Origin of the sequence: Pedobacter ghigonis (genome assembly GCF_903166585.1) — a bacterium.
GTDB classification, from domain to species: domain Bacteria; phylum Bacteroidota; class Bacteroidia; order Sphingobacteriales; family Sphingobacteriaceae; genus Pedobacter; species Pedobacter ghigonis.
Genome location: NZ_CAESCM010000022.1, coordinates 58295 through 73720 on the forward strand (window position 1 = coordinate 58295; position 15426 = coordinate 73720).

The following is a 15426-nucleotide window of genomic DNA, read 5'->3' on the forward strand; positions in this document are numbered from 1 at the left end:
TTAAATGGTTAATTTGTTGTAATTAATCCATCCCATTCATGCATAATTTATACATCCAGTCAGGCTAGTGCTTTGCCAGTAAGCCAGCATTGAATCTTTCAAATGATTCAATTATTAACTAACCAAATAATCTTTAAAAATGAAAAGAAAACTACTAGCCACATCTAAGTGTGCAGTAATATTTTTGTTTGCTTTAATCTTATCATTAGGTAAATCAAACGATGCCATTGCGCAAACAAACGCTCAAACCTCAATTTCCGGAAAAGTAAAAGATAACCAGGGCAACCCGATACCAGGAGCTTCCATTAGTGTTAAAGGAACAAATCAGGTTGTAGCCAGCGATCCGAATGGGAATTTCAAAATAGCTGTTAAAAAAGGTGAAACTTTAGTGATTACTTTTGTGGGATATGTAACCAATACCATATTAATAGCCGATCAGACCCAACTCAGCATTACCCTTGCCGAAGATAAAGACAAGAACCTGGAAGAAGTAGTAGTGGTGGGTTATGGTACACAAAAGCGTTCGGATATTACCGGTGCAGTGGCCTCACTTTCGAAAGAACGTTTATCGCAACTACCTGTTACCAATGTTTTGCAGGCTGTACAAGGAGCAGTGGCTGGTGTAAATATTACCAGTGGCTCTTCAGTACCAGGAAGCCAGCCAAGCGCCTCTATACGCGGCCAAAATTCAATTACTGCAGGTACGGGGCCATTTGTTGTAGTAGATGGAGTACCATTAAGCAAAACGGGTGGTTCGTTAAATGACATTAATCCAAACGATATTGCCTCTGTAGAAATATTAAAAGATGCATCATCTACCGCTATTTATGGTACCAATGGTTCTAATGGTGTTATCCTGGTTACCACTAAAAGAGGAAATACGGGTAAACCTACAATCAGATACAATGCTTATGCAGGTGTAGAAAATATCGCACACATTTTAACGCCAAGAACTGGTGAAGAATATGTTCAAAAATATGCCGATTTCTTAAAACAGATTAATCAGCCACAAAACAGCCCGGTTCCAAACTTCGGCGAACTGGCCAATTATAATGCAGGTATTACAACCGATTGGGTAAAGGAAGTAACCCAAACAGGTGTGATGCAAGACCATAATTTAAGCATCTCGGGAGGAAGCCAGGATGTGAAATATTTTATCTCAGGAGGTTACCTGGATCAAAGGGGGCCGATTAAAGGGTATCAATATAACAGAACCAGCTTACGTTCTAATTTAGATGTTAACATTACCGATTATTTAACGGTTGGTACATCATTGTTTTTTGCAGGCAATAACTACGATGGTGGCAGGGCTAACTTGCTTTTTGCTACAGCCATGAGTCCTTATGCTCCTGTGTATAATGACAAGGGAGAATATAAAATTTTTCCAATGGAGCCTGAGCAGTTATACACCAACCCATTACTTGGTTTAAAAACCGACAGGATTAGCAGAAGCACCAATTTAAATGGAAATGGTTATGCAGAAATTAAGTTTCCCGGAGCACTAAAAGGATTAAAATATCGCTTAAACGGTGGTTATACTTTCTTTCCCGAAAATTCTGCCAGTTATACCGGAAGAAAGGCAAATGATATGCTGGGTACTGCCCGGACTTTTTACGCGCAAACCAACAGTTATACACTCGAAAATTTGCTGACATACACCAAAGATATTCAGAAACACCATTTCGATTTTACAGGTTTATACAGTGCGCAGCAAAGAAAATATACCAATACAACTGCTGGTGCCGTAGGTTTTGTGAACGACGAGCTTTCGTATAATAAGTTAAGCGCAGGTGCTACGCAAACCAGCGATTCGTATGCCGATCAATACCGTTTAAATTCGCAAATGGTAAGGGTTAATTATGCATACGATAGCCGTTATTTATTTACCGCAACGGCCCGACGTGATGGTTCTTCTGTATTCGGTGCCAATACTACCAAATACGGTATTTTCCCTTCAGTAGCTGCCGGATGGAATATCAGCAGGGAAAATTTTATGAAAAATGTTTCATTCGTAAATAACCTTAAGCTAAGAGGTTCTTATGGTAAAACAGGTAATGAAGCTGTTAGTGTTTATCAAACCATAACTACTGAAGGCGCATTGCGTTTTCCGTTTAACGGACTTAGCACCATTGGTGTTACGCCAAGCAATTTAGGTAATGCTAACCTGCACTGGGAAAGTACAACTACAGCAAACCTGGGATTGGATTTCTCTTTGTTTAGCGACCGCATAAATGGTACCATTGATGTTTATAGCGGCAAAACAAAAGATTTACTGCTAAACAGAAGTTTACCAATCATCACCGGGTATTCAAGAATTTTAGATAATCTGGGTAAAGTCCAAAATAAAGGTATTGAGATAACCATTAATACAAAAAATATTGCTCAGGGCGATTTTAAATGGGAAACTTCGGCCAATTTCAGCTCCAATAAGAATAAGATCGTAGAACTGTACGGAGATGGAAAGGATGATTTAGGTAACCGGTGGTTTATTGGCAAACCAATTAGTGTGATTTATGATTACCGTATGACTGGTGTTTGGCAAACCGGAGAAGATGCTTCAAAACAGGATCCGGGTGCAAAGCCAGGCGATCTGAAATTTGCTGATCTCAATGGTGATGGCGTAATTACTGCAGATAAAGATCGCGAAATTATTGGTCAGCGTGCTCCAAAATGGACAGGTGGTTTAACCAATACTTTCCATTACAAAAACTGGAATTTAAGCGTATTTATTCAAACTGCACAAGGCATTACCAGAAACAATACCGATTTAAATTATGGCGATGAAACAGGTAGAAGAAATACACCTGCAGAAATTGGTTATTGGACTGTAAGTAACGCAAGTAACACACGTCCGGCATTATCTTACAATAACACCAGAGGCTATGGATATGCATCAGATGCGAGTTATACCCGTATAAAAGATGTAACAGTTAGCTATGTTTTTTCTCCGAAAATTATGGAGAAACTGCATTTGGGCAGCCTAACCCTATATGCAAGCGGCAGAAACCTATACACTTTTACCAATTGGATAGGATGGGATCCTGAAAACGATTATTCTGGCCGTGGTTCGGGAGATTGGACCAATAACTATCCTTTAACACGCTCTTTTGTGTTTGGAGCAAATATTTCTTTAAAATAATTTATCGCTAAAAAGAAGATCATGAAAAAATTAAAATATATACTGTTCTCTTCTCTTGCAGTGTCGCTGATGTTTTATTCTTCGTGCAAGAAAGCGTTTTTGGATGAAAAACCATATTCGAGTTATACGCCCATTACCTTAAACGATTCGCTTGGTTTTGAGGCCTCTTTAATTGGCTTGTACAACCACGTAAGTACCATCTATTCTTATGCCGATCAGCAGGGCTGGCCGAGTGTTTGGCAGGTGGGTACCGATGTAGCTAACGCTACAACCAACCAGCAGGGGGTCGAAGTACCCTATTACGATTATACCCAGTTAACGCCAACTGATGGGGCTGCTGCGTACATGTGGAACCGGAATTATATTATGATTAACCTTTCAAATGTAATTATCGATGGAATAGAAAATCCGTCGGTTACGGCAATCAGTAGCAAAGGAAAAGCAGCAATTAACGCCGAAGCCAAATTTTTCAGGGCTTTTGCTTATAATACTTTGGCAACCTTGTACGGCAAAGTACCACTAATTAAAAATGCACTTACCGCCCCTAAAACCGATTTTGTACGGGCTCCGCTTAATGAGGTAAACGATTTTATTGTGAACGATCTGCTTTTTGCAGTGGCAAACTTACCCGATATTGAAGCCGTTAAATCGAATACAAAAGGTAAAATGTATGGCAGGGCTAATAAATTTATGGCTATGCAGTTACTGGCAGAAGTATACCTCAGAATGGGTAAAAATGATTTAGCCGAGCAACAGGCCCTGGGCATCATCAACAGCGGTAAATTTAGCTTAAATAAAGCGCGTTTTGGTGTTAAAGCCAGTTTACCTGGTGATTACTATTCAGATCTGTTTGTGTATGGCAACCAACGCCGTTCTCAAAATAACAAAGAGGTAATTTGGACCTTAGAACAAGAAAACCCATCAAGTGTGGTAGGCGGTATTACCAATAACCCGCAACAAAGAAGGGTATGGGGTACAGGATATTACGCTATACAGGGGATGGTTTTAGCCGATTCTTTAGGCGGTAGAGGATTATCGAGGTTAAGACTAAGCAACTGGTTTTTATATAGCCTGTACAAGCCTGGCGATATCAGAAACTCGCAATACAATGTGAAAAGAAGATTTTATTATAACGACCCTACAAATGCCAAATACGGACAGATTATTCCTTATACTGGTCCGGATACTTTATTTAAGATTAACCCTTCTATTACCAAATGGAATCAATTTGACCCTAACGATACCTTCGGTTTCGCAATGATTAAAGATTTCATTCTGATGCGCCTCGGAGAAACTTACTTATTACTGGCAGAAGCACAGTTTAAACAAGGTAAGCTAATCGATGCGGCAGCTTCCATTAATGAGTTGAGGAAAAGGGCATTTGTTGATTATCCTACCCGTGGGCAGGTACAGGCTTCAGACATTAATCTCAATTTTATATTGGATGAACGTGCACGCGAACTAATTGGCGAAGAAAACAGAAGAATGACTTTAATGCGTACAGGTACCTTGGTTGACCGTGCTATTAACTTAAACAGTAACGATGCTGCAAAACCTTTAAAAGGCTTGACTTCAAAAAACTTATTGTTACCTATTCCGTTAACTGAAATCCAATTGAACAAGGATGCGCTCTTAGAACAAAACCCAGGATATTAATCCCGTCCTTTTATATTTATTCTAGCTCCTTAACTGCTTTGTGCAGTTGGGGAGCTTTTTTGTTTCTAACCGCAAAGTGCGCTGAGGTTGTTAGTCTTAAAATTTATAAACCACCAAGCCGCGAAGTACACTAAGTTTCATGTAATTAAAATATCGCTACCAATTTTGCTTTGTGTGCTCAGTGATTTCTCTCTGTTTACTCTGTGGTTAAATGTGAATGCTATGCCTTCTCTTTACGTCCTTTGCGGTTAAAATCTTTCTTTCTCTGCGGTTAAATTATGCGTTGTACCTAAAAATAAACCAATTTAAATGAAAGCTTCCTGCAGTATGCAGCGTTAAATCATGAGGGTTATGAAACTTTCCTGCCATCGGAAGCACAAAATCATGATTTTTTGAAAAAAGCTTAGAAAAGCATTTTGTATCTAGTTTATACCGGCTGATTCAGTTGCCTGAGAAAGACAATGGATACCAGATTAAAACATATCAAAACATTAGATCGTTTAGCGCAGTAGATTTTTGTTTTGCGCAGAATCAAACGCTCAAAATCCTGGTTTATTTAGCGGTAAAATTACCACCTTAAGTTTTGAATTATAAACGTATAATTGACGTTTATAAAAATGAATTTTTATTCGAAAAACGCTAAAAAGCCCAAAAAATGGTAAAAAATAACAATTTGACCCCTTTTTATTACTGGATTACCCCTCACTACCAGGCTCTTTTTTATGGTTAATTTGTTAAAACCAAGTATAAGATATAAGCCGATCCAAATTATTCGAAGATTAACTACCTGGAATAATTGATGGTTGTAGCCATTTTAAAAATGAATGTTGCAGCCAGTTTTTTCCCGGGTAAAACCAAACTTAAAACTAATCATGAAAAGACAAAAAAGAGCGAATTCGGTATCTCCAGATTATTGATTTTTCCTGAACTGGTGATGCAGCCTTTTCTGTAATTCATCCTTTATCAAATTAATCTCAAAACCAAAATATATGAAGAAAGTTAATTCTACTCCACACCCCGTTTACAGCTCAGTCAAAATTAACTCCGCACTGATGCTTTTATAAAAGCAAACCAATTAACTCTGAAAATGACATGGAACTTAGGGCTTAAGCTCAGGTTCCCAACCATGTCTGACGAAAATATTTTCGATCGGATGAATACCCTAATGCCTTTACAATTTTGAGTAATAAGGATCTCGTTAAAAATAACTAATCAATTAAACCATTTTATGAAGAAAAAAATACGAAATAAAGTGCCGCTCCATCTAAAGGGTAATGCTTTTAGATCAGTTTTTAAATTTTTAATCTATTTAGTAACAACAGTTTCCTGCTTAACGGCAACAGCACAAACTGAAGTAACAGTAACGGGTATCGTTAAAGACGAATCGGGAGGGATACCTGGCGTAAACGTAAAGGTGTCGGGTACGCTCAAAGGAATTTCGACAGATTCGGATGGGAAATACTCTATTAAAATGGCGCGGTCTGGAAGATTACTTTTTACAGGTGTTAGTTATAAACCTAAAACAGTAACAGTTGCAGATTATTTGCCAAACAAAGAGGGAGTTTACATCATTAACGTAACATTGGTGAGTGACATCGGCTCATTAGATGAAGTCGCAGTTGTTGGCTTTGGTACCCAGAAAAAGGCCAGTATGGTGAGTTCTATTACGACCATTAGCCCAAAAGAACTGAAAGGGCCTACCAGTAATTTAACGACCATGATGCAGGGCCGTGTTGCAGGTATGATCGCTTATCAACGCAGTGGAGAACCAGGAGCAGATAACGCTCAGTTTTTCATCCGTGGTTTAGGTACTTTTGGTACAGGTAAGCAAGATCCGTTAATTTTAATTGATGGAATTGAATCTACGCAAAATGATATGGCGCGTTTGCAGGCAGATGATATTGCCTCTTTCAGCGTATTAAAAGATGCTACAGCATCGGCAGTGTATGGCGCGCGCGGGGCAAATGGTGTTGTATTAATTACAACAAAGTCGGGAGAAGCTGGCAATACAAATTTTACGGTAAGATCTGAAACAGCGGTATCATCTAATACCAAGAATTTTCAGTTTGCTGACAACATCACCTATATGCGTTTGGCAAATGAAGCCGCACTAACCCGAAATCCTCAGGCCGCTTTACCGTATCTCCAAACTAAAATAGATGGAACCGCCAGGGGCGATAATCCATTGTTATATCCAAGCAATAACTGGATCAATCAGTTAATTAAAGATTATACCATAAACACGCGCAATAATATTAGCTTACAGGGTGGAGGAGAGAAAGCCCGGTTTTATGTTGCAGGCACATACAATATTGATAATGGAGTACTTAAAGTTGAAGGACTGAACAATTTTAACAATAACGTAAAGTTGAAAAACTATTCGGTTCGTTCAAATGTAGACCTTGATTTAACCAAAACCACTAAAGCAGCCATCCGGGTTTATGGACAATTTGATGATTATTCAGGCCCGCTATTAGGAGCCAACGGGCAAAATGGAGGCGAAAGAATTTTTAACCAAACCATTTGGTCTAACCCTGTTCTCTTTCCGGCCGTTTATCCGGCCGAATTGTCGCCATTTGCTACACACGCACTATTTGGTAATGCCATTACGCCCAATAACGGATTATATGTAAATCCTTATGCCGAAATGGTTAAGGGTTATTCGGAGTACAACGCTTCGACGTTACAAACCCAGATTGAATTGAAACAGGATTTAAAGGCATTTACAGAAGGCTTAAGTGCGCGCTTAATGACCTATGCCAGACGGTATTCCTATTTTGATGTATCCAGAAGCTACAATCCTTTCTATTATTCAGCCAGCGAACAGCCAAATGGAGCAGTTGGCTTACAAGTTCTGAATCCCGGTGGACAAGGCTCTATAGGTGCAACCGGTACAGAGTATTTGGGCTATTCGGAAGGAAGAAAGATCTTAAATTCAACTTTTTATGCTGAACTGGCTTTAAATTATGCCAGAACATTTGGAGGCAAACATTCCGTGAGCGGTATGCTCATCACTACCATGCGTAACTACCTGTCGGGTAATGCCGGTAGTTTGCAGCTGTCGCTTCCTGCACGTAACCAGGGCTTGTCTGGTAGGGCAACCTATGGCTATGATGATAAGTATCTGGCCGAATTCAACTTTGGTTATAATGGATCAGAACGTTTTGCAGATAATAACCGCTTTGGTTTCTTTCCATCATTTGGTTTAGGTTATGTAATCTCTAACGAGGAGTTTTTTAAGCCATTAACTAAAGTAATCAATAGCATGAAGTTAAGGGCTACTTATGGTTTTGTTGGAAATGATCAGATCGGAAATGACGATGATCGTTTCTTTTACATGTCGGAGGTTAACATGAATAACGGCACTTATGGTGCCTCTTTTGGAGAGCAATATGGCTATTATAAAGATGGAATATTGGTCAACAGATATGCTAATCCATTAATTACCTGGGAAAGATCAGAGCAACTTAATCTTGGGGTAGATTTCAGGTTTTTTAATGCACTGGATATTAATATTGATGTTTACAGAAATACACGTTCCAATATTTTAACCTCACGTACCTATATTCCTACTACGATGGGTTTACAGGCTTCGGTAAGGGCTAATACCAATAAAGCCCAAAATGAGGGTGTTGATTTTGCAGCAGCCTTTAATAAATCTTTCGGCAATGGATGGTCAGTTCAAATGAGAGGTAATTTTACCTATGCCAAAAGTAAAATATTGATTAACGATGAGCCAACCTACCCAGCAAACGAATATTACAGGACGAGCGTAGGCCTTCCTACAACACAAAGATTTGGCTATATCGCAGAACGTTTATTTATTGATGATAACGAAGCTAAAAACTCTCCTTTGCAATTTGACGGTACCCCTGGTTTAAATTATGGTGGAGGTGATATCAAATACCGGGATGTAAATGGTGACGGGTTGATTAACGACCAGGATCAGGTGCCGATTGGTCTTCCAACTTCGCCCGAAATTATATACGGTTTTGGAGGTACAATTGGCTATAAAAGCTTCGATTTTAGTTTCTTTTTTCAAGGTTCCGCCCGTTCTTCTTTCTTTATCAACTCTGAAAATATAGCTCCTTTTGTATTAAACGGTGGCAGTCAGAACGGATTATTGTCAACTATCGCTGATAGTTACTGGTCCGAAGAGAACAGAAATATTTATGCCATGTGGCCACGGTTGAGTCCAAACTTTGTCAGAAATAACAGCAGGGAAGGCAACAACTTAAATCAAACCTCAACCTGGTGGATGAGAAGCGGGAATTTTTTGAGGTTGAGAAGTGTGGAGTTTGCCTACAATGCCAATAAGCGGTTTACGCAAAGAATTGGTTTAACAGCGCTCCGTTTATACGTAAGTGCAACTAATTTAGGATATATCAGCAGCTTCAAAGCCTGGGATCCGGAAATGGGAGGCAGAGGATTGGGATATCCAATTCAGGGTACATATAATCTGGGTGTAAGAGCCTCATTTTAATTAGAAACACATGGTTTTAATATCATAATAAAATGAAAAATATAACAATAAATAAAATAAAGCATAGTGTTAGAAATATAGCGGTAACCGTATTTTTTGCAGGTACTCTATGCACCATGTCTGCATGTAAAAAGTATTTAGATATCGTTCCTGATAACGTAGCAACAATTGATAATGCTTTCACCATGAGAACTGAGGCAGAAAAATATCTGTTTACCTGTTATTCCTTTTTGCCGAAAGATGGCGATCCGCTTTATAATGTGGGTTTGCTTTCAGGTGATGAACTTTGGATTCCAACCCAGGAATGGGAATTCGTATCCTATGCATGGCGAGGTGCCAGAGGCGGTCAGAATGCTGCCAATCCATATATGAATGCATGGAATGGCAATTATCAGGGTGGAGGCCCCGGCGATTTCTTTGGTTTATGGAAGGGCATAAGAAATTGTAATATCTTTTTAGAAAATGTAAAAGATGAAAGCAAAGTAAGAGACCTGCGCCCTGACGAACGTGCGCGTTGGATAGCAGAGGTTACTTTCTTAAAAGCATATTACCATTATTACCTTTTACGGATGTACGGACCAATTCCATTGGTTGATCAGAATATAGATATTAGTGCACCGGAAGAAGATGTAAGGATTAAACGTAAACCATTTGACGAATGTGTGGCTTATATTTCCGGATTGATCGATGAATCTACCATAAATCTGCCACCCATTATTACGGATAGAACTACGGAGTTGGGAAGGATCACCCGACCGATAGCATTGGCTGTAAAGGCTAAATTATTATTGCTTGCTGCAAGTCCGTTGTTTAACGGAAATCAGGATTATGCCAATTTTAAAGACCATGATGGTGTAAATCTTTTCCCGGCAGCGTATAGCGCTACGAAATGGAAAAATGCGGCTGATGCTGCCAAGATAGCTATTGATGCTGCAGAACAGGCAGGTGCCGCATTATATAAGTTTCCGGGCTCAACGTTTAAACTTTCCGACTCTACAAATTTGCAACTAACGCTGAGGAGTGCAGTTACAGAACGGTGGAATACCGAGCATGTTTGGGCAAATCCGAACAGCAGGGCAAATATGTTACAACGCGTAGCCATGCCTAAACTGGCTGCCGGAGGGGCAAGTGGCGATGCAAGAATGCAGTTGGCCGCTCCACTTAAAATTGCAGAAATGTTTTATTCAAGCAATGGGGTTCCTATTAATGAAGATAAGGTTTTAAATTTTTCGAATAAGTATAGTTTAAGAACTGCTGTTAATAAAGAGCGTTTCTATATCAAAGTCGGTTATGAAACAGCACGTGTAAATTTTGATCGCGAGCCACGTTTTTATGCCGCCCTTGGTTTTGATGGCGGTGTATGGTATAAGTATGATAGTCCTTCTAATTCTGATGAAAATACCTGGGTAGTAGAAGGTAAGTACACCCAATTGGCAGGTGCTACACACGTGGGTTTTTACAATGAAACCGGTTATTACGTTAAAAAACTGGTAGACTGGAATATGACTAACAGTACTAATGGGGTTTCTTATCGCGATTATCCCTGGCCGCAAATCCGTTTGGCAGATTTATATCTGATGTATGCAGAGGCATTAAATGAAAGTCAGGGGCCGGTTAACGATGTTTTTGAATATGTAGATAGAATTCGGAAGCGTGCCGGGTTGGCAGGTGTAGTAGAATCGTGGAATAGCTTTTCCAATAATCCGAGTAAACCAACAACTAAAGATGGATTAAGAGAAATTATCCATCAGGAAAGAGGAATTGAACTCGCTTTCGAAGGTAATCGTTATTGGGATATGAAAAGGTGGAAGAAAGCGGGCGAAGTATTTAATCAGGCGATAACAGGCTGGAGCGTATTTCAAGCCAATACCTTGGATTATTATAGAGTAAGAACAATCTATACCCAAAATTTTGTTGCTCCACGCGATTATCTGGCACCAATTAGAAATTATGATATTACTGTAAACCCCAAACTGGTTCAAAATCCAGGCTGGTAATTTATAAACCAAATAGCATTTTCAGATATGAACAATATGAAATTAAATCTTGTACTCCTGTTATCATTGGCGATAACCTTAATCGTAGGTTGTAAGGTTGATGAACTTGAACCCCTCGAAAAAAATACAGAAGTACCAGGCACTGTTTCCAATGTGAAATGGACTGCCGGACCAGGCAATGCAACCCTAACCTATGCTGTACCTAACAATAATAATTTGCTATATATTAAAGCTGTTTATACGCTTGCCTCAGGGCGTGTAATGGAAGTAAAGGCTTCGTATTATGGTAATACTTTAAAAGTTGAGGGTTTTGGCGATACCGAAGAACATGAGGTAAAGCTTTATGCCGTTACCAGAAGTGAAATAGAATCTGCGCCTGTGAGTGTAAAGGTAAAACCTCTCGAAAATCCGATTTGGGGAGTATTCAGGAGCATTAAAGCACAGGCAGATTTTGGAGGATTGAGATTTACAGCAAAAAATATTGCTAAAGCAGATCTGGCGATAGAAATCCTAACTGAAGATAGCAAAGGCAAACTCGTGCCCACTTCAAAAAATATATATACCTCAATTGTGGATATAGATCAGGCAATAAGGGGATATGATCCTGTTGAGCGCAAATTTGCCATTACCATTAGAGATAGGTGGTTAAACTACAGCGATACACTATATACCAAGTTAACCCCACTTTACGAAGCCGTTATTCCAAAATCGGGTTATAAAGCCGTTACATTACCGGGCGACGTAGCACTGAATACCTCAACTTCAATAGCAGGAATGTGGGATGGAGATACCAATGGCTGGCCGCGGGTATTGATGACCAGTTCTGCCGTTTTAACTCCTCAGTGGGTAACGTTTGATATTGGTAAACTCTCTTCATTAAGTCGCATTGTAATATGGGATTATCCCGAGTATTTAAATGGCCGTACCTATTATTATGGTGGTAATTTACTGGATTTCGAAATTTGGGGAACAGATAATCCACCATCAGATGGCAGTTTTACCAACTGGACCAAATTAGGCACATTTAAGTCTATAAAACCATCAGGCAGTGCCTATGGTGTAAATACGGCAGAAGATAACACAATAGGAGCCGCCGGTTTAAACTACACCTTTGATGCAGGTATCCCAAAAGTACGTTACATCCGCATTAAGAGCTCAAAAAACTGGCAGGGAACAACATTTATGGCTATCGGAGAAATTCAGCTTTATGGCGATCCAAGATAATATGATAATGCTAAATAAAATTAAAATGAAAAGGATTTTTAAAAAAAATAACATCCGGCTACGTCAGTTAGGATTAGCCCTTTTATTCATTACAACAGTACTGGCTTGTACAAAAAAAGACGATTATAAAAAGTTTGTAGCAGGTGGAGAGATCTCTTATACCGGGAAATTAGATTCTGTTAAAATCAATTCCGGGAAATACCGTGTATTGGTAAATGGTTTGTTTATTGCTGATCCGAAAGTGAAAAAATGTGTGGTATATTGGAATAATAAGGCCGATTCGGTCATTATTCCGGTAACCCGAACCCCAAATGTAGATACACTTAAGTTTTTCATTAACAATATGAAAGAAGGGGTGCAGAACTTTACTATATACACTTACGATGGTGCGGGTAATAAATCAATTCCGGTATATAAAACCGGAAGGGTTTATGGCGATCGGTATCAGGTTACTTTATCGAACAGGGCAATAAATTCTGCATTTACAAATGAAAATGGGGTAACAGCACTTGAATTCGGCGGGATGGACCGGGTGAGCGGAGTATTTGCAACAGAAGTGATTTATACTGACAATGCTAATGTCGACAAAACGGTAAGGGTACCCATTAATACCAATAACTTTACTTTGGCCAATTTTAAAGAAAAAGGAACAATTAAGTACCGAACTTTATTCTTGCCCGATTCTTTAAGTGTGGATACATTTTATACCGATTACACAAGTTTATATGTTCCAAAATTTATCAAAGCCGATGTGACTTCAACATATTTAAAAAATGTGGGCCCCAACGTAAATTTTTCATCTATCAACAGCGCTAACAGGTGGGGGATTTTAAGCGATTGGGTTACAAGCGCCTCTGTAAAAAATGCGAGTGGCTTTGGTGGCTACGAAAAGAAAAGTAACGTTGGTTACATATCGCTCGAAGCAGGATGGGGGCTTGCCAATGTTACCGATGGTAAAATATACCAGACTATCAATCTTCCTTCAGGTAATTATCGGTTTGAAATCGTAATGACCGATTTTAATGCCGGTGGGTCGAGGTATCTCACCGTTGCCGAAGGAACTAGCGTGCCTAATGTGGCCAATATTACTGGTTCGAGCATTGCCTTTTCTAATCTTGAAAGTAAGGTGCTTAACTTTGAATTGACTCAGGCCAAGCAGGTGTCTTTAGGTTTTGCAGCATCATTAACCGGGACAGGTAGCACAGGCCAGTATGCGAAAATAACATCTGTTAAATTATATAAGATTAATTATTTATAGCATATAGTGTTGCATTAGCAATCTGAAAATTAATTTTTTTAGATTGCTAATGCATTTTTATAGTAACCCGAAATTGTCGATTCTATATGATTAGTATCAAACGTTTCTTTAGGGTAACTAAATTAGTCTTTCAGGAAAATCTATGAAAAAACACATTCCAATCTGCCTTATTTTATTATTACCCATTGTTATCCAGTCTTGTGCGGTAAAAAAAGTTAAGGATGTTTCTGCCAAATATGCCACCGAAGGTTACAAATTGGTTTGGAGCGATGAATTTGAAAAAGACGGAATACCCAATCCCGCTAACTGGACTTACGAAAAAGGTTTTGTGCGTAATGAAGAATTACAGTGGTATCAACCTGAAAATGCTTTTTGTAAAGATGGTAAGCTAATTATCGAAGCCCGGAAAGAACAAAAGCCTAATCCATTGTACGTTGCAGGAAGTAAAGACTGGCGCAAAATGCCTCAAAATATCGAATATACTTCGGCTTGTATCATTACCAAAGATTTGCAAAGCTGGCAATATGGTCGTTTCGAAATGAAAGCTAAAATCGACATTTCAGCAGGCTTGTGGCCAGCATTCTGGACTTTAGGCCTAAAAGGTCGCTGGCCGGCCAATGGCGAAATTGATATAATGGAATATTACAGAGGTAAAATACTGGCCAATATTGCCAGTATAGGTAAAAATGATAAACCCAAATGGTTTAGCAATACCAAATCAACCGATTCGCTTGGTGGAAAGAAATGGGCTTCCGAATTTCATACCTGGCGAATGGACTGGGACGAAACAGCAATCAGCCTTTTTGTTGATGATGTTTTAATGAATAAAACCCTATTGAGCCAGCTGGAGAACGAGAACGGAACAACGTTTCATCCTTTTAAACAAAAGCATTATATCTTATTTGATTTGGCCATGGGTGGTATGAATGGTGGTGACCTCAATGATACCCGTTTCCCGAATCGGATGGAGGTTGAATATGTAAGGGTTTATCAGAAATAAATACAAAAAAAGACCTTACAGGTTTTTAAAACCTGCAAGGTCTAAAATACGTTTTAATTCTGAACCTTAATTTCAGTTCTTCTGTTTATAATTCTGCCTTCTTCGCTGTTGTTGGTGCTAATCGGGTTTTTCTCGCCATGGCCAACAACCGTAAAATTAGTTCCATTTAAACCAGCGTTTACAAAGTAAGATTTTACTGCATTTGCACGGTCAACAGATAATTGCATATTATGTTCCGGTGTTCCTTCTGCCGATGAATAACCATTAAGTACAAACTTGGTTTCAGGCGATTTTTTCATTTCTGAAACAGCTTTATCTAAAATAGAAAAAGACGAGGTTTTTAGTACGAACGAGTTAAATTCAAACTGAATATTGTCGAGGTTAAAGTTTGGTTTTTCAACAGGAGCTGGTTTTTCTGGCTCTTTTTCGGGTGCCGGAGCTGGTTTTTTCTCTTCAACCGGTGCTGGTTTCTCAACAGGTGCAGGAGTAGGTTTTGCTACCAGCTTTTTTGTTTTGCACGAGTAAAGGCTTAAGGTTAATGATGCAACGAGCGCTGTAAATAAAAGTTTTTTGGTAATGTTCATGTTCTTAGATTAATTTAAGTTTATTGTGTGTTTTGTTGCCAAACATACTAATAAAATGATTATAGCTATAACGATGATTTTTAAA

General features: G+C 39.0%; 8 protein-coding genes. 7 read left to right on the forward strand and 1 reads right to left on the reverse strand.

What is annotated here, in order from left to right; all coding sequences use genetic code 11:
- Positions 1-139 precede the first annotated feature (139 nt).
- The 7 genes from HWV58_RS22865 to HWV58_RS22895 all read left to right on the forward strand — a co-directional run bounded on the left by HWV58_RS22865 (position 140) and on the right by HWV58_RS22895 (position 14757).
- Positions 140-3139 carry a SusC/RagA family TonB-linked outer membrane protein gene (locus HWV58_RS22865; protein ID WP_175636328.1) on the forward strand — a complete coding sequence of 1000 codons (3000 nt, stop codon included), beginning with the start codon at positions 140-142 and terminating at the stop codon, positions 3137-3139.
- Between the two features lie 21 nt (positions 3140-3160).
- The gene (locus HWV58_RS22870; protein ID WP_175636329.1) at positions 3161-4795 is read left to right on the forward strand and encodes a RagB/SusD family nutrient uptake outer membrane protein; all 1635 of its coding nucleotides are present in this window, start codon (positions 3161-3163) and stop codon (positions 4793-4795) included.
- A 1228-nt stretch (positions 4796-6023) separates the two neighbouring features.
- Complete coding sequence (locus HWV58_RS22875; protein WP_175636330.1) at positions 6024-9278, forward strand: SusC/RagA family TonB-linked outer membrane protein; 3255 nt, start codon at positions 6024-6026, stop codon at positions 9276-9278.
- A gap of 32 nt (positions 9279-9310) precedes the next feature.
- On the forward strand, positions 9311-11275 hold the full coding sequence (locus tag HWV58_RS22880) for a RagB/SusD family nutrient uptake outer membrane protein (protein ID WP_217707057.1): 1965 nt from the start codon (positions 9311-9313) through the stop codon (positions 11273-11275).
- A 36-nt stretch (positions 11276-11311) separates the two neighbouring features.
- Positions 11312-12499 carry a DUF5000 domain-containing lipoprotein gene (locus HWV58_RS22885; RefSeq protein WP_175636331.1) on the forward strand — a complete coding sequence of 396 codons (1188 nt, stop codon included), beginning with the start codon at positions 11312-11314 and terminating at the stop codon, positions 12497-12499.
- A 25-nt stretch (positions 12500-12524) separates the two neighbouring features.
- Positions 12525-13757, forward strand: a complete 1233-nt coding sequence (locus HWV58_RS22890; protein ID WP_175636332.1) for a DUF4998 domain-containing protein — start codon at positions 12525-12527, stop codon at positions 13755-13757.
- A 142-nt stretch (positions 13758-13899) separates the two neighbouring features.
- Positions 13900-14757, forward strand: a complete 858-nt coding sequence (locus HWV58_RS22895) for a glycoside hydrolase family 16 protein (protein ID WP_175636333.1) — start codon at positions 13900-13902, stop codon at positions 14755-14757.
- 53 nt (positions 14758-14810) lie between these two features.
- On the opposite strand, the gene HWV58_RS22900 is transcribed toward HWV58_RS22895, so the two are convergent.
- Positions 14811-15341 carry an OmpA family protein gene (locus HWV58_RS22900; RefSeq protein ID WP_175636334.1) on the reverse strand — a complete coding sequence of 177 codons (531 nt, stop codon included), beginning with the start codon at positions 15339-15341 and terminating at the stop codon, positions 14811-14813.
- Positions 15342-15426 lie beyond the last annotated feature (85 nt).